22 protein-coding genes and 1 pseudogene are annotated in these 19,752 nt (G+C 35.5%); 21 read left to right on the forward strand and 2 right to left on the reverse strand.

Annotated elements, in window-relative coordinates:
* Positions 1-49 precede the first annotated feature (49 nt).
* The 10 genes from ACUN28_RS10935 (at position 50) to ACUN28_RS10980 (ending at position 8,855) form a co-directional block, all read left to right on the forward strand.
* Positions 50-1,987 carry a lasso peptide isopeptide bond-forming cyclase gene (locus tag ACUN28_RS10935; protein ID WP_016086743.1) on the forward strand — a complete coding sequence of 646 codons (1,938 nt, stop codon included), beginning with the start codon at positions 50-52 and terminating at the stop codon, positions 1,985-1,987.
* Positions 1,988-2,002: 15 nt separating this feature from the next.
* Positions 2,003-2,128, forward strand: a complete 126-nt coding sequence (locus ACUN28_RS10940; protein ID WP_016086744.1) for a paeninodin family lasso peptide — start codon at positions 2,003-2,005, stop codon at positions 2,126-2,128.
* 79 nt (positions 2,129-2,207) lie between these two features.
* Positions 2,208-3,179: an aldolase gene (locus ACUN28_RS10945; RefSeq protein WP_033660109.1), complete on the forward strand. Its 972-nt coding sequence runs from the start codon at positions 2,208-2,210 to the stop codon at positions 3,177-3,179.
* On the forward strand, positions 3,142-3,450 hold the full coding sequence (locus ACUN28_RS10950) for a lasso peptide biosynthesis PqqD family chaperone (RefSeq protein WP_016086746.1): 309 nt from the start codon (positions 3,142-3,144) through the stop codon (positions 3,448-3,450). The genes ACUN28_RS10945 and ACUN28_RS10950 overlap by 38 nt, the downstream gene beginning before the upstream one ends.
* A 36-nt stretch (positions 3,451-3,486) precedes the next feature.
* The gene (locus tag ACUN28_RS10955; protein WP_016086747.1) at positions 3,487-3,960 is read left to right on the forward strand and encodes a lasso peptide biosynthesis B2 protein; all 474 of its coding nucleotides are present in this window, start codon (positions 3,487-3,489) and stop codon (positions 3,958-3,960) included.
* A gap of 1 nt (position 3,961) precedes the next feature.
* Complete coding sequence (locus ACUN28_RS10960; RefSeq protein ID WP_016086748.1) at positions 3,962-5,149, forward strand: nucleotidyltransferase domain-containing protein; 1,188 nt, start codon at positions 3,962-3,964, stop codon at positions 5,147-5,149.
* Between the two features lie 11 nt (positions 5,150-5,160).
* Positions 5,161-6,960 carry an ABC transporter ATP-binding protein gene (locus tag ACUN28_RS10965; protein WP_016086749.1) on the forward strand — a complete coding sequence of 600 codons (1,800 nt, stop codon included), beginning with the start codon at positions 5,161-5,163 and terminating at the stop codon, positions 6,958-6,960.
* Positions 6,961-7,189: 229 nt separating this feature from the next.
* Positions 7,190-7,513 (forward strand): PadR family transcriptional regulator, encoded by a 324-nt coding sequence (locus ACUN28_RS10970; protein ID WP_001102620.1) that lies wholly within the window; start codon positions 7,190-7,192, stop codon positions 7,511-7,513.
* Positions 7,506-8,048: a DUF1700 domain-containing protein gene (locus tag ACUN28_RS10975; protein ID WP_016086750.1), complete on the forward strand. Its 543-nt coding sequence runs from the start codon at positions 7,506-7,508 to the stop codon at positions 8,046-8,048. Before ACUN28_RS10970 ends, ACUN28_RS10975 begins: the two co-directional genes overlap by 8 nt.
* Positions 8,049-8,855: a DUF4097 family beta strand repeat-containing protein gene (locus tag ACUN28_RS10980; RefSeq protein ID WP_033659751.1), complete on the forward strand. Its 807-nt coding sequence runs from the start codon at positions 8,049-8,051 to the stop codon at positions 8,853-8,855.
* Between the two features lie 88 nt (positions 8,856-8,943).
* On the opposite strand, the gene lexA is transcribed toward ACUN28_RS10980, so the two are convergent.
* On the reverse strand, positions 8,944-9,564 hold the full coding sequence (lexA, locus tag ACUN28_RS10985; RefSeq protein WP_016086752.1) for a transcriptional repressor LexA: 621 nt from the start codon (positions 9,562-9,564) through the stop codon (positions 8,944-8,946).
* A 141-nt stretch (positions 9,565-9,705) separates the two neighbouring features.
* On the opposite strand from lexA, the gene ACUN28_RS10990 reads away from it, so the two are divergent.
* Positions 9,706-10,362 carry a YneB family resolvase-like protein gene (locus tag ACUN28_RS10990; protein ID WP_016086753.1) on the forward strand — a complete coding sequence of 219 codons (657 nt, stop codon included), beginning with the start codon at positions 9,706-9,708 and terminating at the stop codon, positions 10,360-10,362.
* A gap of 45 nt (positions 10,363-10,407) precedes the next feature.
* Positions 10,408-10,647 carry a DUF896 domain-containing protein gene (locus ACUN28_RS10995; protein ID WP_001190582.1) on the forward strand — a complete coding sequence of 80 codons (240 nt, stop codon included), beginning with the start codon at positions 10,408-10,410 and terminating at the stop codon, positions 10,645-10,647.
* A 41-nt stretch (positions 10,648-10,688) separates the two neighbouring features.
* On the opposite strand, the gene ACUN28_RS11000 is transcribed toward ACUN28_RS10995, so the two are convergent.
* Positions 10,689-12,272 (reverse strand): bifunctional metallophosphatase/5'-nucleotidase, encoded by a 1,584-nt coding sequence (locus ACUN28_RS11000; RefSeq protein WP_033659750.1) that lies wholly within the window; start codon positions 12,270-12,272, stop codon positions 10,689-10,691.
* Positions 12,273-12,457: 185 nt separating this feature from the next.
* Between ACUN28_RS11000 and ACUN28_RS11005 the strand changes: the two genes are divergently transcribed.
* The 9 genes and pseudogenes from ACUN28_RS11005 (at position 12,458) to ACUN28_RS11045 (ending at position 19,683) form a co-directional block, all read left to right on the forward strand.
* Entirely contained in the window at positions 12,458-13,396 is a 939-nt protein-coding gene (locus ACUN28_RS11005; RefSeq protein ID WP_000915052.1) for a phosphate/phosphite/phosphonate ABC transporter substrate-binding protein, read from the forward strand.
* An 84-nt stretch (positions 13,397-13,480) separates the two neighbouring features.
* Positions 13,481-14,254: a phosphonate ABC transporter ATP-binding protein gene (gene phnC, locus ACUN28_RS11010; protein WP_016086755.1), complete on the forward strand. Its 774-nt coding sequence runs from the start codon at positions 13,481-13,483 to the stop codon at positions 14,252-14,254.
* On the forward strand, positions 14,251-15,045 hold the full coding sequence (gene phnE, locus ACUN28_RS11015) for a phosphonate ABC transporter, permease protein PhnE (protein WP_016086756.1): 795 nt from the start codon (positions 14,251-14,253) through the stop codon (positions 15,043-15,045). Before phnC ends, phnE (ACUN28_RS11015) begins: the two co-directional genes overlap by 4 nt.
* Entirely contained in the window at positions 15,045-15,848 is an 804-nt protein-coding gene (gene phnE / locus ACUN28_RS11020; protein ID WP_016086757.1) for a phosphonate ABC transporter, permease protein PhnE, read from the forward strand. Before phnE (ACUN28_RS11015) ends, phnE (ACUN28_RS11020) begins: the two co-directional genes overlap by 1 nt.
* Before the next feature lie 87 nt (positions 15,849-15,935).
* Positions 15,936-16,109 carry a hypothetical protein gene (locus ACUN28_RS11025; protein ID WP_016086758.1) on the forward strand — a complete coding sequence of 58 codons (174 nt, stop codon included), beginning with the start codon at positions 15,936-15,938 and terminating at the stop codon, positions 16,107-16,109.
* Positions 16,110-16,238: 129 nt separating this feature from the next.
* Positions 16,239-16,562 (forward strand): annotated as a pseudogene (locus tag ACUN28_RS11030) (coproporphyrinogen III oxidase); the annotation flags it as partial.
* A 223-nt stretch (positions 16,563-16,785) separates the two neighbouring features.
* Entirely contained in the window at positions 16,786-18,786 is a 2,001-nt protein-coding gene (gene tkt / locus ACUN28_RS11035; protein WP_016086759.1) for a transketolase, read from the forward strand.
* A 156-nt stretch (positions 18,787-18,942) separates the two neighbouring features.
* Positions 18,943-19,383: a sporulation inhibitor of replication protein SirA gene (sirA, locus tag ACUN28_RS11040; protein ID WP_000860645.1), complete on the forward strand. Its 441-nt coding sequence runs from the start codon at positions 18,943-18,945 to the stop codon at positions 19,381-19,383.
* Between the two features lie 78 nt (positions 19,384-19,461).
* Complete coding sequence (locus ACUN28_RS11045) at positions 19,462-19,683, forward strand: YneF family protein (protein ID WP_001123315.1); 222 nt, start codon at positions 19,462-19,464, stop codon at positions 19,681-19,683.
* Positions 19,684-19,752: the final 69 nt, after the last annotated feature.

A 19,752-nucleotide genomic window follows, 5' to 3' on the forward strand; every position in this document is an offset into this window, starting at 1 on the left:
AATATGTAAATAGTATTTGTAGTAACTTTTCATATATTAGGAGGAAGAAATGAGCGCTATAACTGGTATTATTCACTTTAATAATGAACCTGTATCAATTGAACATGGCACACGATTAATGAGTGATTTACAAAGGTACCCTGCTGATGATATTCAAATATGGCACAAAGAAAATGCTTTTCTAGGATGTCACGCACAATGGATTACGCCAGAGTCAGTTGGTGAACAATTGCCCTTCTATAATTATGAAAAGCAACTGGCAATTACAGCAGATGCTATTATCGATAATCGTGATGAGTTATTTGAAAAATTGCAAGTGGATTATTCGGATAGAAAAAACATGACAGATAGCGAGTTAATTTTACTCTCTTATCAGAAATGGGAGGAAGCGGCTCCTAAATATTTGGTAGGCGATTTTGCTTTTATGATTTGGGATGAGAAAAAACAAATTCTTTTTGGGGCTAGAGATTTTTCTGGAAGCCGGACACTCTATATTTATCGTGACGAGGAAAAATTTTCTTTTTGCACCCTAATAAAACCGTTATTTACTCTACCATATGTTGATAAAAAATTGAATGAGCAGTGGCTTGCTGAATTTCTAGCTATACCTGTAAATTTTGAATCAGTAGATCCACAATTAACAGTCTATAAATATATAGAACAGGTGCCTCCATCACACACTATTTTGGTAAAGGATGGCAAAGTCAAGATTTCGCGATACTATACACCAACTGCTGGGAAAATGCTTAATTTAAAATCAAATGAAGAGTATGAAGAGGCGTTTCGAGAGGTGTATCAAAGGGCAGTGAAGGTACGTTTACGAACACATCACCAAGTAGGTGCTCATTTGAGCGGAGGGCTAGACTCAGGGTCTGTCGTTAGCTTTGCTGCAAAAGATTTACGTGCTGAAAATAAAAAATTACATACGTTTAGTTATGTCCCGGCAGAAGGATTTAAAGATTGGACACACAAAGGTAGGATAGCTGACGAAAGACCATTTATTCAATCGACTGTACAATATGTAGGGAATATACAGGATTATTATTTAGAATTACCGGAAAGAAGCCCATTATCGGAAATTGATGATTGGTTGGAAACAATGGAGATGCCGTATAAATTTTTTGAGAATACCTTTTGGTTGAGGGGAGTTTATGAAAAAGCATCTCAGCGTGACATAGGAGTACTCCTTAGTGGTCAAAGAGGTAATTGGACAGTATCATGGGGACCTATTTTTGATTACCAGGCAATGTTATTGAAAAAGCTACATTGGATTCGGTTTTATCGTGAACTATATTTATATAGTAGAAATATAGGAGTGAAAAAAGCACGTGTTTTTGAAGTGGTAAGAAGAAAGGCATTTCCGTTTTTGCATCAGTTACTTTCTTCAGAGGAACAAGATGCTTTTCCTATAATAATCAATCCGGAATTTGCAAAAAAAATGAATGTTTTTGATAGGCTCAAAGAACAGGATGTTGATATAACAGGTACCTTTATATCAAATGCATATGATATGAAAAGAGAACAATTTGAAAAACCATATTATTGGAGCATAAATGGAACGTATGAAACGAAATTATCGTTACGTTATGCTTTATGGGATCGTGATCCTACAAATGACTTACGGATTATTCAATTTTGTTTGTCAGTCCCAGAAGAACAGTATGTTCAAAATGGTTTAGATCGATCTCTTATTCGGAGAGCCACAAAAAATTTCCTTCCGGATAAAGTACGATTAAATCAACGCGTTCGAGGTGTTCAGGGTGCAGATGGTGTTTATCGTATGACTCCTTTTTGGAATGAATTTATTGAGGAAGTTCAAGAACTTAGTGTAGATCCAATAATCTCTGAATTTCTAAATGTAGAGGTAATTAAGAAAGCTATCTCAAAAATATGTAAAGAACCTCGACCAGAGTATGCATTTGATTTAGATTTTAGAATTTTAATGCGTAGCTTAATCTTCTATCGATTTATAAAAAATTTAATATGAAAGGGGGTGATATGTATGAAAAAGGAATGGAAACAACCTGTATTAGAAGTACTTAATATTAATATGACTATGGCGGGGCCAGGACATAAAATTCCTGACGCAGTTCAACCTGATCCAGATGATCCAGTGAAGTATAGTTAAGTCATTGGAAAAATAAAGCTCTTATATAGTTTTATTATATAAGAGCTTTCAAAAAAATTGACAATGTGGGGTGAATAGGATGATCGATTCGATGGGAAATGTGTTATACAAAGCCTTCGGGTTAAAAATAGTAAGTGAAGTCCCATTACCCGAGTTGTCTCAGCTGAATGAAAAGAAAGAGATGGCAGATATTCAAATCGAAATAACTGATTTATCTGAACGATGGGGTAGATATGACGAATCACAGCAAAAAAACATTGTAGTGGAAGATGATGTAGTGATGTTTCATGTTCCTCAAACTGCAATATTTTCTATCCAAGCGGGAGAGAAAATTACTTTTTCACCTATGCCAGAGGCGAAAGAAGATAAAATTCGATTATACATTCTGGGAACTTGTATGGGGGCACTTTTAATGCAACGGAAAATACTTCCATTGCATGGAAGTGTAATTGCCATAGATGGGAAAGCATATGCATTAATTGGTGATTCAGGAGCAGGAAAATCAACGTTAGCCTCGGCTTTTTTGAATGCAGGATATCAGCTTTTAAGTGATGATATAGTTACTGTGTCTCTTTTGAATAAAAATACTGCAATAGTTCATCCTTCTTACGCACAACAAAAATTATGGCAAGAGAGCATAAATGAGTTAGGAATGGAAGTAGCGCAATTTAGCCCTTTGTTTGAAAGAGAAACGAAGTATGCTGTTCCTGTGAATTCTCAATTTTTCCCCGAGCCATTACCTCTTGCTGGTGTTATTGAATTAGTAAAAACGCAGGGAGAAGATATTGAGATGACCTGTATTGAAGGTCTCGCACGCTTGTGTAAATTATACCAACATACTTTTAGGAATTCTTTGATTTCTAAATTAGGATTGATGGAATGGCATTTTGAAACTTCATCTAATATTGCAAGTGGAATGGAAATGTTTCAATTAAGACGCCCGGCTTCGAGATTTACAGCCCATGAGCTTGTGCAAGTAATTTTAAATACTATACAGAAAGGGAGTATGGTTGATGGTTGTTCATTCGAGAAACATATCATTAGAACATAACGTTGTACAGAGTGAAGGCAATATAGTAAGCGATATGGATGGAGAAAAAGTTATGTTAAATGTCCAAAAAGGAAATTATTATAACTTAGGTGAAATAGGTGGAGAAATATGGGAGCTTATTGAAAAGCCGATAAAAATTAAGCAGCTTGTTACTATGTTAGTATCTAACTATGATATTGAACAAAAAGATTGTGAAGAACAAGTTCTTTCCTTTGTAGAGTGCTTATTTCAAGAAGGTTTAATTCAAATAAAAGATCGATCTAATAGATAGATTCGTAATTTCAAGAGAACTATTAGGAGGGGATTAATGAATATTGTGAAAAGAATAAGGGTATTTTTATTACTGAACACGGAGACAAAGCTTTTATTTTTAGAGGCTTTTATTTTTTTAGGGTGGGCGCGTGTACTAAAAAGTATTACCTTTTCCAAAGTTGCACCTTCTTTAGGGGATTACATGAACGAAACATCAGTTGCCAAAATTCACCGACACGGGGATACACTAAAGAAGGTGTCTGAAGCTATTTCTATTATGAGTCGTTATACTTTTTGGGAAAGTCAGTGTCTTGTTAAAGCTATAGCTGGGATGAAAATGCTCGAAAAACGTCACATTGAGAGTACTCTTTATTTAGGAACTGCTAAGGATAGTCATGGGGAATTAATTGCGCATGCATGGTTACGGAGCGGTTCTTTTTATGTTACTGGATCAGAAGGAATGGAGAAATTTACTGTCGTTGGATCATTTGCAAAGAGGCTAAGTGAGGACACTATTAAAGGAGAATAAAATGGAGAAAGATTTTGGTCTGAATGTAGAGTTCATGTCTAAGGAATTGAAACTTCTTTTTGCAATTTTGAAGTTACAAGATGACGAAACAGTACAAACTTACAGTAATGAATGGTTTTCGGATATTGATTGGGAGGTATTTCTTGAGCAAGCTGTGCATCATCGTGTTTATCCGGTGATATATCAAAAACTTAAACAAGTGGATGAGGAACTAATTCCTTCACATATTGTACAAACCTTGAATAGGAAATATAAAAAAAATACATTTCACATGCTGTATTTAAGTGCTGAAATGGAACGAATAAATAAACTATGTAATGAAAATGAAATCCGTATGATTTTTCTAAAAGGACCTGTACTATCTCAGGACTTATATGGGGATATTTCTTTACGAACATCCTGTGATTTGGACGTTCTAATTCCGATGCAAAATTTAGAAAAAGTAGAAATGCTACTTTTAGAGCAGGGGTATGTAAAAGATGATTATATTCAAACGATATTAAATGATTGGAAATGGAGGCATCATCATATAACATTTTTTCATCCAACAAAGCAGATTAAGCTTGAGATTCATTGGAGGTTAAATCCCGGACCTGGTAAGGAACCTGGGTTTGAAGAGCTTTGGAAGCGAAAGAGAAAAAGTACCCTTACGAGTAATTCTGTATATATGTTAGGGAAGGAAGATTTATTTTTATTTCTTGTATCTCATGGTGCAAGACATGGTTGGTCCAGATTACGTTGGTTAGTAGATATAAAAAAAATTGTCGATCAAGAACTTAATTGGAGTAAGATTCATAAATTAATGGGAAAATATCAAGTGCTTCATTTAGGAGGACAAGCACTAATTTTAGCAACTCAATTGCTAGGTGTACGACTAGATGAAAGGATGATGGAATTAGTAGAGAAAAAACATTCAAAGCAGTTAGCTCAAGAGGCACTATTTTATTTCAAGCAAATGATAAATTTGCATACCGAACCTGTCCCAGAAGAAGTATTTATCTATCATAGTCGACACTTATTTTCACTAATGTCTAATCAGCAAAAGATTTTATATATTATGAGCCAATTATATCCTTATCCAATTGATGCAAAAACATTACCGTTACCTAAATTTCTTCATTTTTTATATTTTCCTTTACGTCCGTTTTTATGCCTTTGGAGGAAAACAAAGAAGCTTGCTTTGTTATAGGGGGAACATCGATGAATCATATTATATATTTTATGAAGAAATTATATTCTTCAGCGGGAAAAATACTCTATGTGAATTTATTTGGTATGGTTTTAATAAGTTTACTTGAAGGGATAGGTATTATTTTATTAATTCCTATGATAAGTATGACTGGAATAATGAATATAGGCGAGGAGACTACTTTTATTGCACCTGTCTCTAGATTTTTGCAGGATTTTCCTAAAACAACAAGTCTAGTTTCTATTTTAGGTATATATATACTAATAGTGTTAGGGCAAAATTTACTACAAAGAAATATAACGCTAAGGGATGCGAGAACGCAACAAGCTTTTGTACGAGACTTAAGAATAGAAACATATAGTGTGATTTTAAAAGCAAAGTGGAGTTTTTTTTTAGAGAAAAGGAAAACAAATCTAATAAATATATTAACTACAGAATTAGCTCGTGTAAGTTATGGGGTTAATTTATTTTTACAATTGTTAGCTGCTATTCTGTTTACATTTATACAGGTGGGAATTGCATTTTTATTATCTCCTCAAATAACTATATTTGTTTTGGTCTTTGGCTTATTATTCTTGGTAGCTTCTCGTGTTTTTATAAAAAAAGCCCGAATACTAGGCGGTAAGACCTCAGAATTGGCAAAAGACTACCTTTCTGGTATAACAGATCAATTTAATGGAATTAAAGATATAAAGAGTAATACTTTGGAAGCATCGCGTTTAGACTGGTTACAATCTATAACAACAAAGATGAGTAATGAGCAAATGGAGTATATGAGAATAAGATCGAGCTCGCAATTGTTTTATAAAGTTTCAATGGCTATATTAATTGCATTTTTTTTATTATTGTCAGTAAGTATGTTTCAATCGCAACCCACCCAATTACTATTAATCATTCTCATTTTTTCTAGACTATGGCCGAGATTCATGACAATTCAATCAAATTTAGAACAACTGGCTGCAAGTATTCCTGCTTTTAAGTCATTGTGGGAATTACAAGAGGAATGTAAGGAAGCAATTGAAATGCAGGATATACATCAGCAAAAACATATAACGCCGATTTGTATAGAGCGAGGTATTGAGTGTAAGGATGTTTACTTTCGTTATAATAAGCAAGAATCTTTATACGCACTTCAAAATATTAATGTGCAAATTCCAATAAATAGTATGACGGCTATTGTGGGGCATTCTGGTGCTGGGAAGAGTACATTAATTGATGTTTTAATGGGCTTGATCCAGCCAGAAAAAGGTCAAGTTTTAATAGATGGTACGCCTCTTACAACAGATAATTTATTGCCATTAAGACGTGCTATTAGCTATGTACCACAAGATCCCTTCTTGTTTAATGCAAGTATAAGGGAAAATTTATTGATGATTGAGCCAAATGCAAGTGAAGAACAAATTTGGGATGCATTAGATTTTGCGGCCGCCGCTGAATTTGTACAAACGTTTCCAAATGGGCTGGATACACTGATTGGAGATCGTGGGGTGAGGCTTTCAGGTGGTGAACGTCAGCGACTTGTACTAGCCCGGGCTATTTTAAGAAAGCCGTCGATTTTAGTATTAGATGAAGCTACGAGTGCATTGGATACTGAAAATGAAGTGAAAATTCAATCAGCAATAGAAAGATTGAAAGGAACAATGACTATTGTTGTGATTGCACATCGTTTATCTACTATACGCAATGCAGATCAAGTTATTGTCTTAGGAAAAGGTGAAATTGTCCAAAAAGGTGAATTTAATCAATTGGCTAAAGAGAGAAAAGGTGTATTTCGAAATTTATTAGGGTCACAAATGGAAGTTGGTTCTTAGAGGAGAAAAGAGTGAATGAAGTTTTGTATTCAAGCAGTTCGAATTGAATAAAAGCCTGAGTAATGGTCAGTTATAATAGGACATTATTCGGGCTTTTATTTGTGCGGTTTCTACATTTAGGGAGTAAATATAAATGAGTACCTTGCAATAAACAATACTAAGTGGTATATTATGGATAAAACAGGTACCATGTATTGAACAGTACTGAAATGAGAAAGGGGGATTGTCCTTGAACGTTCAGTTTAAAAAAGGTGTGTTAGAACTGTGTGTTTTGGCACTTGTGAAACGTAAGGATTGTTACGGTTATGAACTTGTTCAGCAAATCTCAAATAAATTTTTAATATCGGAAGGGTCAGTGTATCCTTTATTACGTCGTTTAACGAAAGAAGGATATTTTCAAACGTATTTAAAAGAATCTACAGAGGGGCCACCTCGTAAATATTATCAACTAACTGAGCAAGGGGAGACGCAACTGAATTTGTTAGTAACGGAGTGGCGTGATTTTGCAAAAGGCGTACAAGAAATTATTGAAGGGGTGGAATGGGATGAGTAAAGAACAGTTCCTTAAAGAATTATCAAGTCATCTTAGAAAGTTACCGGAAGAAGAGAGGAAAGATATTTTATTTGATTATGAAGAGCATTTTCAGTTTGGGAGAGAAGAGGGGAAAACTGAATCGGAAATAATAAAGGGGCTTGGCTCTCCGAAAGTAATTGCGAAAGATTTACTTGCTTTGTATCGCTTTGATGAAATGAAAAAGGACCCATCTACTTCGAATATAACAAGGGCTGTCATGGCAGCGATTGGACTTAGTTTGTTTAATTTTATTATTGTGTTAGGCCCGTTAGTTGCAATTATCGCTTTTATATTTTCCTTTTGGGTCGGTGGGATTGCTAGTGTAGTGACACCATTTTTCGTTATTGCAAAAGTATTTATGGGTACTTTTATATGGTTGGATGTATTCGTTAGTATAACGTTTGTTGGAGTAGGTTTGTTGTTATGTATTATCGCTTATTATAGTACGAAGTGGTTTAAAAGGTTATGCGTACGTTATGTAGTATGGAACTTCAAAATGATAAAAGGGGAGTAGATGATGAAAAAAATATTGTTAGTAGCAATCACTTGTATCATTATTGGAGTAATAGGGATTTCACAAACATATGAAAAAGCAGTACAAACTGCAGAAGAAGGAAACAAAGAAGACGTAATAAAAAACGAAACACTAAAAAATATAGAAGTTAAGTTAGATGCTGGGGATATTGTTGTCCAAAAATCTCCCGATTCTTCTTTTTATGTAAAGCAATCAGGAGCTGTACGTAAACAAGAGATTCGTATTGCCGAAGATGGTGACACATTAAAAATTATTGGGGAAAGAGAAAAAGGTGCTTCATTTGATTTTTCTTTTTACAATTTCAAGTTTCAAACGTCTACAATGACTATACTAGTGCCTGAACGTTCTTACCAAGAGATAAAAGTAAATTCATCTGCTGGACAAATAGAAATAAGTGATGTGAAAAGTGATCGTGTAAGTGTTGAAACGCTTGCTGGAGAAGTAGATTTGAAACATGTCACAGCTAAGAGTGTGGAGGGATCTACAAAAGCTGGTGAGCTGAACTTTAAAAAAGTAATAGGGAAAGTAACAGCGAAGACGGCTAGTGGGGAAGTGCATATTATGGATCATGATCCTAAATATGATGTGGAGGCAAGTTCAACCGCTGGGGATGTAGATATTACTTTATTGGAAAAACCACAAGATGCAGTTATAACTGGGCAAAGCGCTGCTGGAGACGTGATGATTTTTAATGAAGAAAATAAAAATATAACAATTGGCAATGGTAGTAAAAAGATTAGTGGTAAAACAACTGCTGGCGATGTGACGATTGAAATTCGTTCATAAGAAATAGAATGTATGAAAATCTATCAAAATACAAAAAAGAAGATAGTCACCTATATAAATAAGGTGATTATCTTCTTTTTATTATTTTTTAATGTAAATCACGATATACACCAATTACTTTTCCGATAACTGACACTTGTTTTAAAATAATAGGCTCTAATGAAGAGTTTTCCGGTTGTAGACGGAAATGGTCTTTTTCTTTATAGAAACGTTTAACAGTTGCTTCGTTATCTTCTGTTAAAGCTACTACAATTTCACCGTTATATGCAGACTGTTGTTGGCGAACAACAACTAAATCCCCGTCGAAAATACCAGCTTCAATCATACTATCTCCAGAAATACGTAACATGAACACTTGATCTGCTCCAGCAACAATGCTAGCTGGAAGTGGGAAGTGATCTTCTACACTTTCAACTGCTGTAATCGGTAATCCAGCAGTAACTTTTCCGATAATAGGAACTTGAATAACAGATTGTGTTTCTGCATCCATTCGATCGTCACCTAAAATTTCAATTGCTCGTGGTTTTGTTGGATCGCGTCGAATATATCCTTTTTCTTCTAGTCGTGATAAATGTCCGTGCACTGTAGAACTAGAAGCGAGGCCGACTGCTTGACCGATTTCACGTACGGAAGGTGGATATCCTTTTTCTTGTACTTTTAGCTTAATAAAGTCGAGAATGTCTTGCTGGCGTTTCGTTAACTTTTCCATGTTTTCTAACACCTCGTTTTCTTTCATTTTTCTTATTAATAAGTATAACATGCGAAAAAACATTCTACAAACATAAGTTCGAACAAAAGGCGAATTTATGTTACACTGGAGGGAAATAATAGTGAGAAAGAGGGGTTCATAATGAATGCAATTATTTATGCGCGTGTGAGTACAACAAAAGAAGCACAAGAAACATCATTATTACGTCAAAAAGATGAATTATTGCATTTAGCTGAGCGCTATCAAATGAATGTTATTAAGGTGATTGAAGAGCAGGCTAGTGGCTATACAATTGAACGTGACGGCATATTAGAAGTGCTAGATACAATTCGAGACGAACAAATCGATGTGCTACTCATACAAGATGAAACGCGCCTTGGTAGGGGGAATGCGAAAATTGCATTAATGCACTGTTTACATAAAGAGGGAATAAAAGTATATACGCATACGCATAATGGAGAATTACAATTGTCGGATTCTGATTCGATGGTTTTAGATATTATTGGCATTGTTGAAGAGTATCAAAGAAAGATTCATAACTTGAAAATTAAACGTGGCATGCAACGCGCAGTAGAAAAGGGCTATCGTCCCGAAAATAATTTAAAAAATCGTAATTTAAGCGTAGGCCGAGAGAAAAAAGAGGTGCCAATTGAAGAAATTGTGCGCTTACGCAAAAGTGAACTTACTTTCGAAGAAATTGCGGCCACGCTTCGTGGATTTGGTCATAATGTTTCAAAAGCAACTGTACATCGAAGATATGTAGAATATACAAAGCAATTGCTTGATAAAGAGGACTAACTATTGTATGATAATAATCAGTTTTGAGTAAAAGGGGGATTCGAGATGCAAAGTCACGAACTCATTGAACGCATTAACTTCTTAGCGAAAAAAGCAAAAGCTGAAGGCTTAACTGAAGAAGAACAACGTGAGCGCCAATCGCTACGTGAACAATATTTAAAAGGATTTCGTCAAAATATGTTAAACGAACTTAAAGGAATTAAAGTTGTTAACGAAGAAGGTACTGATGTTACACCGGCGAAATTAAAAGCTTTAAAAAAGCAAGATAATGCAAAATTAAATTAAAAGATGGGCATAGCTGCCCATCTTTTTTATTGTTAAATTCGTTATTTAATAACTTTCCAGTTATTATTTTGCGTTGCTTCTATCTTTTTATGTTTCCATATATAGTTAGCGATAAGTTCAGACATATCTGTTGGTATGTCTTTTATTACGGGCTTATTTTGAAACATAAAAAAGTTCCCTCCGCCGCTTGCGCGATAATTATTCATAACGACGTCATATTCTTCCTTCATATTTAGAGGAGCGCCTTTATACTGTAAAGATTCTACTCTCTCGCCAATTGGTTTGGAAATGTTTAATACGTACGAAATTCCTTCCCACATATCGTAATTATAGTGTTGCGGTTTTGGTTCTATGTAGCTAGGGTTTACGATGATGGTTCCATCTCCTTTTAATGTGAAATAAGAAGCAGAGAGTTCGAGAGCATCTTTTATATCTGCTCCAGTTATTCTAATTACTTTTAATGTATTTGGATAAATATAATTAGAAACGATGTCACGCATTGTTACAAATTTTGGGAAACCTGGAGATGTATTATGGAACAAACTTGTACAAGAAATGGAAACATTGGCAATATCCATCTGTATTTTATTTATGAATTCAATAAAAGGATGGTCTTGTAAACGAGTTTGCATAACATCTGAAATTTGCATGTCCCCATGAATGATTCCAATAGGTTGATCAAGCCATTTTTGTGTATTCTCTTCATAATCAGATGCTAAGGAAAGAACATCTGAATCTGCCTCAATTCCTTGCACCGTCAACAACTCTGAATAACTTTCTTTTTTTAGCCACTTCTGTTCCATTCTTTCGAAGGTTACGGTTATTTTTCCAACTGATTGCCCATTACATCCGGTCTGTAAAATTGTTACACCGTTAGCCATTGTGTGAGAAATTTCTCGGTGTTGGTGTCCTGTTAATAAAATATCTATACCTTCAATTTCATGACACATTGCATATCCTTGGTTCTCGCCTGTTAACACTTCAGTTGGTACTCCGGTCTGTAAATCACGTTCAAATCCTCCGTGATAGGCTACGACTAGTAAATCAGGTTTTTCGTGTTGGTGGATGTAAGTAACCCATTTTTTTGTAGTTTCCAGTGCGTCTTCAAAATGTAAGTCTTGAATATGAAGGGGTTGTTCCCAGTTTGGGATGTAATGTGTTGTTACTCCTAAAATCGCAATTTTTATATTCTCTTCAATATGTTTGATGATGTAAGGTTTCCCGAAATAGGGTTCTTTTATGTTTTTATCTAAAATGTTTGCTGATAAGTACGGGAAGTTTGCAGTTTCTACAGCATGATTTAATATATCCATTCCATAATTAAATTCATGATTTCCGATAATTGCAGCATCGTAACTTATATAGTTGGCTAATAAGGACATTGGGTTTTTCTTATCTTTTTCGTATGTAGCGTAATGGTAAGTAAATGGTGTTCCTTGAATGAAGTCCCCATTATCGATTAAAAGAACGTTTTTATTTTTAGAACGTTCTTTTTTTATAAGAGTAGAAATTTTAGCTAAACCAATTTCTGCTTTGGAATTGTCTTGGTAGTGAATTGGATAAACAGTACCATGTATATCACTTGTTAATAAGATGTTTAAAGTTACAATTTGATTTTGATTCAACATCATTCACCTTTTCTATTGTTATCTTCAAGTTAATCATATCAAAAATATGAAGAGAATTTTAATGTGAGTGTATAGAATGTGTAAAGATTCTGTAAATAATCAATTATTTGTAAAAATGTGTGATATATTTCTTCATGTTTATGAAAGATTATTTTATAACAATGAAAAATGGAGGCATTAACATGTTGAAAAAAGTTTTTGCAATGAGCACAACAGTTGTACTAGCAGCGGGATTATTAAGTGGCTGTGGAACGAAGGAATCAAGTGCAAGTAAAAATGAAGATACGAAAAAAGGGTATGTACCAAAGACTTTAAATGTTCAATTTGTTCCTTCTCAAAATGCAGATACGTTAGAGGCGAAGGCAAAACCATTGGAAAAGCTATTAAGTGATAAGTTAAATATTCCAGTAAAAGTTAGTATTTCAACGAATTACAATACAATTGTAGAAGCGATGGCATCTAAGCAAGTAGATGTAGGATTTTTACCCCCAACAGCGTATGTGCTAGCACATGAGAAAAAGGCTGCAAACGTAATTTTACAAGCACAACGTTTTGGAGTAGATGATGAAACGGGAGCTCCTACAAAGGATTTAGTAGACTTTTATAAATCTGAGTTTGTAGTTAAGAAAGATTCAAATATTAATAGTGTAAAAGATTTAAAAGGTAAAAAAATTGGTTATCAAGATGTAACGTCATCAGCGGGATATGTGTGGCCTGCGGCTGTACTATTAAAAGAGGGCGTTGATCCGTTAAAAGATGTGAAACCTGTTACATTAAAAGGTCACGATCAGTCGCTTATTGCGCTTTTAAATGGTGATGTAGATGCAGCTGTTGTATTCCAAGATGCTCGTAATATTGTGAAAAAAGATTATCCGAATATATTCGATCAAACGAAAATAGTGAAATTCACGGAGAAAATTCCAAACGATACGATTTCGGTACGCTCTGATTTAGATGAAGAGTGGAGCAAGAAATTACAGGATGCTTTCATTGAGATAGGAAAAAATGAAGAAGGTCATAAAATCATTAAAGAAGTATATTCACATGAAGGATATGTTAAATCTGATGATAGTAAATTTGATATCGTTCGTGAATATGGGAAGAAAGTAAAAACGCAATAATACATATGGAAATGGCAGCTAACTGGAAGGGATGTGTTTTCAGTTAGTTTGCCGTTTTGAATACATAGAAGGTAGGTAAGATTTGTGATAGAGTTTCGAAATGTCTCCAAAGTGTATCCGAATGGTACAAAAGGATTGAATAATATAAACTTAAAAGTTCAAAAAGGTGAGTTTGTTGTAATGGTAGGGCTATCCGGAGCTGGAAAGTCTACACTTCTCAGATCGGTAAATCGCCTTCATGAGATTACAGAAGGGGAAATCTTGGTTGAAGGTGAGTCTATTACTGCTGCGAAAGGAAAAGAATTACGCCGCATGCGCCGGGATATTGGTATGATTTTTCAAAGTTTTAATCTTGTAAAACGATCAACGGTATTGAAGAATGTATTAGCTGGGCGTGTTGGGTATCATTCGACATTGCGTACAACGTTAGGTCTATTTCCAAAAGAAGATTTGGAGCTTGCTTTTCAATCGTTAAAAAGGGTGAATATTTTAGAAAAAGCATATACGCGGGCTGATGAACTATCAGGAGGACAACAGCAACGTGTATCGATTGCTAGAGCATTGGCGCAAGAAGCGAAAATTATATTGGCAGACGAACCTGTTGCATCTTTGGATCCGCTGACAACAAAGCAAGTATTAGATGATTTGAAAAAAATTAATGAAGATTTTGGAATTACAACGATTGTAAACTTACATTCTATTGATTTAGCTAGGCAATATGCGACACGCATTATTGGACTACATGCAGGTGAAGTTGTTTTTGATGGTTTAGTAGAAGAGGCAACAGATGAAAAATTTGCTGAAATTTATGGAGACGTAGCGCAGAAAAGTGAATTATTAGAGGTGGCAGTTAAATGAATGATGTGACGATATATTCGAAATCGATACCGAAGCCACCGAGTAAATTGAAACATATGTTAACGGTTATTCTCGTTATTATATTGTTGTGGGGCAGTAGTGTGCAGGTCGACGCATCATTTTCAAAACTAGTAATTGGTTTTCCTAATATGATGGATTTATTGAAGGAAATGGTGCCACCCGATTGGAGTTATTTTAAAGTTATTACAACAGCAATGTTAGATACGATACGTATGGCGATTATTGGGACGACTTTAGGGGCGATTTTAGCCATTCCACTTGCATTATTTGCAGCAAGTAATGTATTTACTAACGTGTTTTTGTATAGTCCAGCGCGTTTGATTTTAAATTTTATACGGACGATACCAGATTTATTATTAGCGGCAATTTTTGTGGCGATTTTTGGAATAGGACCGCTTCCAGGTATTTTGGCTCTTACTTGTTTTTCGGTTGGGCTCGTAGCGAAATTGTTATATGAGTCCATTGAAGCAATTGACCCTGGTCCGTTAGAAGCGATGACTGCTGTAGGAGCTAATAAGGTGCAGTGGATTGTTTATGGGGTAATTCCACAAGTGAAAGCGCATTTTGTCTCCTATGTACTTTATACATTTGAGGTGAATGTACGTGCAGCAGCTGTTTTAGGGTTAGTAGGAGCAGGTGGCATTGGATTGTATTATGATCGTACACTTGGATTTTTACAATATCAACAAACTGCTTCTATTATTATTTATACTCTTGTTGTTGTATTGTTAATTGATTATATAAGTACGTTGTTGCGGGAGAAATTATAATGAGTGAATCGACGATGATCATGCCAAAACGAAAGAAACCAAGTGTATATCGCTGGATTATTTTTATAGCCCTTGCAGTTATATATGTATGGGCCTTTTCAGGAGTTCCGTTAGAAGGAATAAAGAATACCGCAGGAGAAATTACAAAGGCAATTATGACAGGGGTATTGAACCCAGATTGGTCGTATGTATCTTTGCCAGATGGAGAAGATTTATTACATGGTTTAATTGATACGTTGGCTATTGCAATATTAGGTACATTTATTTCCGCCTTTTTATCTATACCATTTGCTTTTTGGGCAGCAACAAATATGAGTAGTGGAAAATTAACTTCAGGAACTGGGAAATTTGTACTTAGTTTTGTCCGTACATTTCCCGAATTAGTAATGGCACTTTTATTTATAAAAGCTGTCGGTCCAGGTTCTTTCGCGGGCGTACTAGCTTTAGGGTTACATTCTATCGGGATGTTAGGGAAACTGTATGCAGAAGGAATTGAAAATATTGATAAGGGACCGACGGAAGCGTTAATAGCAACAGGCGCAAATCGGTTTCAAATACTTTGGTATGCAGTATTGCCACAAGTATTACCGGATTTTCTATCGTATACGTTATACAGGTTCGAAATTAATGTACGATCTGCTGCCATTTTAGGTGTTATTGGAGCAGGTGGTATCGGGACACCATTAATTTTTGCACTGAGTTCACGCAACTGGTCTCGTGTAGGGATTATTTTATTGGGTATCATTTTAATGGTAATTATCATTGATTTAATTTCAAGTTCGATTCGGAAGAAAATTGTATGATTTATAAAAGAAGCACCTATAAAAGGTGCTTCTTTTATATAATGAGAATAAACAATGTGGATATTATTGGATAGTAGGAGGGGTCTTTTGGCTTTACAGCATGAATTTGTATTTGTTTCATTTGAAAAAAAGGGATTGGATCTTGAAGGTGTGAATTGGATTGAAGATTGTTTCTCGTATAAAGAAGAGGCGACGATAGAGGAATATGTTGTATTAAGTGATGAGCTAATTGTGTATCTATTAGATTTTACCCCACATTAACGGGCAGTAAGACTCCCACCTCAAAATTCTGCTGGAGCAAAGAAGTTAGGTGGGAGATCAACTGCCCGTAAACGTCCGATTGGTTCAACTAATAATCAGTGGGGATGCCCCCACTGATTAAAGTTTCACTTTACCCATTGGATTCCGGTCTATTATCCAGCGAAAAGAGCAGAAGGGTTTGGCATTCATTATTATGGTATTACAAAAATTGAACAACAAGGGGCAGTGATAGCAGAACAGTTATTTTGTTCGCTAGTTAGCATGTTTTCTTTAGCGCCAGAAACAATCGAACTGACAGGGCGGTTTCAATGGGAAAATGATTGTAAGACTGATGGAGAATATGAAAGATACGTATTTGATCGAGATAAATTATGCCAAGATTTAAAGTCTTTTATTCGTTTGCTTAGGAGAGTGAAAAATGGGGAAGGATATATTTTGCATTATGGAATTTGAAAATGATGAATAAATATACAGATAATTCCCTTTCTTTTTAAAATAAAAATAATGAAAAAGTATGTCATATTGAATGCCCATACATTCCCGAAATCATTGATTGTTTTATAAAAAACCAAAAAAATATCAACATATTTGTCGATACATGTTGTATAATCTTGCGTGGGAAGCTATCATATAAATGTATAAAACGTTTACTAATATAAGCGAAGGGAAGAATAGCATGTCACATTCAATCGAACAACTTTCTATCAACACGATTCGCACATTATCCATCGATGCGATTGAAAAAGCAAACTCTGGTCACCCAGGAATGCCAATGGGTGCAGCACCAATGGCTTATACATTATGGACTCAATTTATGAAACACAATCCAAATAACCCAACGTGGTTTAACCGTGATCGTTTCGTATTATCTGCAGGTCATGGTTCAATGTTATTATACAGCCTACTTCACCTATCTGGTTATGATGTAACAATGGATGACTTAAAGAACTTCCGTCAATGGGGAAGCAAAACTCCAGGACATCCTGAGTACGGTCATACAGCAGGGGTAGACGCAACTACTGGTCCACTTGGACAAGGTATTGCAACTGCTGTAGGTATGGCAATGGCTGAAAGACATTTAGCTGCTAAATATAACCGTGATGCGTATAATGTAGTAGATCATTATACATACGCTATTTGTGGTGATGGAGATTTAATGGAAGGCGTTTCTGCTGAAGCATCTTCATTAGCTGCTCATTTACAATTAGGTCGTCTTGTTGTGCTTTACGATTCAAATGATATTTCATTAGATGGCGATTTAAATCGTTCATTCTCTGAAAGTGTAGAAGATCGTTACAAAGCATACGGATGGCAAGTAATCCGTGTTGAGGATGGAAACGATATTGAAGCTATCGCAAAAGCAATTGAAGAAGCGAAAGCTGACGAAAAACGCCCAACGCTAATTGAAGTAAGAACGACAATTGGTTTCGGTTCTCCAAACAAATCAGGTAAATCAGCTTCACATGGTTCTCCACTTGGTGTAGACGAAACAAAATTAACGAAAGAAGCATATGCTTGGACTGCTGAGCAAGACTTCCATGTAGCAGAAGAAGTATATGACAACTTCCGTAAAACAGTACAAGATGTTGGTGAAACGGCGCAAGCAGAGTGGAATACGATGCTAGGTGAATATGCACAAGCATACCCAGAATTAGCAAACGAATTACAAGCAGCAATGAACGGTCTTCTTCCAGAAGGTTGGGAGCAAAAATTACCAACTTATGAATTAGGATCAAAAGCAGCAACTCGTAATTCTTCAGGTGCTGTAATTAATGCAATTGCAGAGTCTGTACCATCATTCTTCGGTGGGTCTGCTGACCTTGCTGGTTCTAACAAAACATACATGAATAACGAAAAAGACTTTACAAGAGATGATTACAGCGGTAAAAATATTTGGTACGGTGTACGTGAGTTCGCAATGGGTGCAGCAATGAACGGTATTGCACTACATGGCGGTTTAAAAACTTACGGTGGTACGTTCTTCGTATTCTCTGACTACTTACGTCCAGCAATTCGTCTTGCAGCATTAATGCAATTGCCAGTAACGTATGTATTCACACACGACAGTATCGCTGTTGGTGAAGATGGTCCAACACATGAACCAATCGAGCAATTAGCAGCGCTACGTGCAATGCCAAATGTATCTGTTATTCGTCCAGCTGATGGTAACGAATCTGTTGCAGCTTGGAGACTAGCTCTAGAATCTACAAATAAACCAACTGCTTTAGTATTAACTCGTCAAGACCTTCCAACATTAGAAGGTGCAAAAGAGGATACGTATGAAAAAGTAGCAAAAGGTGCATATGTAGTTTCTACAAGCAAGAAAGAAACAGCTGATGTAATCTTACTTGCAACTGGATCTGAAGTAAGTCTAGCTATTGAAGCACAAAAAGCTCTAGCAGTAGACGGCATTGACGCATCTGTTGTCAGCATGCCATCTATGGATCGCTTTGAAGCTCAAACTGCTGAGTACAAAGAATCTGTATTACCAAAAGCAGTAACAAAACGTTTCGCAATCGAAATGGGTGCTACATTCGGATGGCACCGTTACGTAGGTCTTGAAGGAGATGTGTTAGGTATCGATACATTCGGTGCTTCTGCTCCTGGTGAGAAGATTATGGAAGAGTATGGATTTACTGTAGAGAACGTTGTTCGTAAAGTAAAAGAAATGCTTTAATGATTTTAGAAAAATCTCTCCGGCATGGAGAGATTTTTCTATGTAAATGAGTTTTTTCGACAGAAAAAGTTTTTTATCTCTCCGCAGTCAGACAATCATTGCAAAATTTCTTCTATATAATGAAGAGAAAAGGTTGTCCAGATTGGGAGGCGAAAGATGAAAACGTATGAATTGTATTTAATTCAAGAGGATATTGCGAAAGCTTACTTTGGTCGTGAATATTTGTTTTTTGATTTATTTGCTCGATTTTCAGAATCTGGGTCCCTTTCGGAGAAAAAAGTGTTATATAAACAAATGATGTATATAACGATGCCATTACAAGTAATGAAAATTCATCATAAATTAGAACAGGCTTTGCGCGTTCTTGGTAAATATGATCGAACACATCATACACATACACTTTATACAGGAGCGGAATACGGCGAAATAATGGTGAAACCGCACTATATTCGCATGAATACCTCTGGAAACGTTTCTATGGAAACGACTTTCTTTGAGGTGTTAAGAAAGTGTGAATTAACATTTTTAGCTATGGATTATGAAAATACAAAGTACGGATGGCTGAATCCTTTAAAACAAGTACGAACATATGTGTAAAAAATGTCGAATTCTATCTTGTCTTATTGAAAAGGTTTTAGTACACTGTAAGGTAGACAACATGAAGGAGGAAAATATATGCCAATTTGGTTAGGTATTCTAGTGGGCGTAGTAGCACTAGTAGCAGGCGTGGCGTTAGGATTTTTCATTGCCCGCAAATACATGATGAACTACTTAGAAAAAAATCCACCAATTAATGAACAAATGTTAAAAATGATGATGATGCAAATGGGACAAAAACCTTCCCAAAAGAAAATCAATCAAATGATGAGCGCGATGAACAAGCAACAAACAAAATAAGCGCTAAAGGGCACTCGATAAGAGTGCCCTTTCCTATTGGATTTTAAAAACGTTTAAAACTTTTAAAAA

It is taken from the genome of Bacillus sp. WC2507 (assembly GCF_052656125.1).

Bases quoted from the DNA above. Each gene is read 5' to 3' on its own strand.
- ACUN28_RS10980 (WP_033659751.1), top strand. From the start codon at position 8,049: ATGATGAAAAAAATATTGTTAGTAGCAATCACTTGTATCATTATTGGA.
- ACUN28_RS10965 (WP_016086749.1), top strand. From the start codon at position 5,161: ATGAATCATATTATATATTTTATGAAGAAATTATATTCTTCAGCGGGA.
- ACUN28_RS10935 (WP_016086743.1), top strand. From the start codon at position 50: ATGAGCGCTATAACTGGTATTATTCACTTTAATAATGAACCTGTATCA.
- ACUN28_RS10960 (WP_016086748.1), top strand. From the start codon at position 3,962: ATGGAGAAAGATTTTGGTCTGAATGTAGAGTTCATGTCTAAGGAATTG.
- ACUN28_RS10940 (WP_016086744.1), top strand. From the start codon at position 2,003: ATGAAAAAGGAATGGAAACAACCTGTATTAGAAGTACTTAATATTAAT.
- ACUN28_RS11005 (WP_000915052.1), top strand. From the start codon at position 12,458: ATGTTGAAAAAAGTTTTTGCAATGAGCACAACAGTTGTACTAGCAGCG.
- tkt (WP_016086759.1), top strand. From the start codon at position 16,786: ATGTCACATTCAATCGAACAACTTTCTATCAACACGATTCGCACATTA.
- ACUN28_RS10995 (WP_001190582.1), top strand. From the start codon at position 10,408: ATGCAAAGTCACGAACTCATTGAACGCATTAACTTCTTAGCGAAAAAA.
- phnE (WP_016086757.1), top strand. From the start codon at position 15,045: ATGAGTGAATCGACGATGATCATGCCAAAACGAAAGAAACCAAGTGTA.
- phnE (WP_016086756.1), top strand. From the start codon at position 14,251: ATGAATGATGTGACGATATATTCGAAATCGATACCGAAGCCACCGAGT.
- ACUN28_RS11045 (WP_001123315.1), top strand. From the start codon at position 19,462: ATGCCAATTTGGTTAGGTATTCTAGTGGGCGTAGTAGCACTAGTAGCA.
- ACUN28_RS10975 (WP_016086750.1), top strand. From the start codon at position 7,506: ATGAGTAAAGAACAGTTCCTTAAAGAATTATCAAGTCATCTTAGAAAG.
- lexA (WP_016086752.1), bottom strand. From the start codon at position 9,564: ATGGAAAAGTTAACGAAACGCCAGCAAGACATTCTCGACTTTATTAAG.
- ACUN28_RS10955 (WP_016086747.1), top strand. From the start codon at position 3,487: ATGAATATTGTGAAAAGAATAAGGGTATTTTTATTACTGAACACGGAG.
- ACUN28_RS10945 (WP_033660109.1), top strand. From the start codon at position 2,208: ATGATCGATTCGATGGGAAATGTGTTATACAAAGCCTTCGGGTTAAAA.
- ACUN28_RS10990 (WP_016086753.1), top strand. From the start codon at position 9,706: ATGAATGCAATTATTTATGCGCGTGTGAGTACAACAAAAGAAGCACAA.
- ACUN28_RS10950 (WP_016086746.1), top strand. From the start codon at position 3,142: ATGGTTGTTCATTCGAGAAACATATCATTAGAACATAACGTTGTACAG.
- sirA (WP_000860645.1), top strand. From the start codon at position 18,943: ATGAAAACGTATGAATTGTATTTAATTCAAGAGGATATTGCGAAAGCT.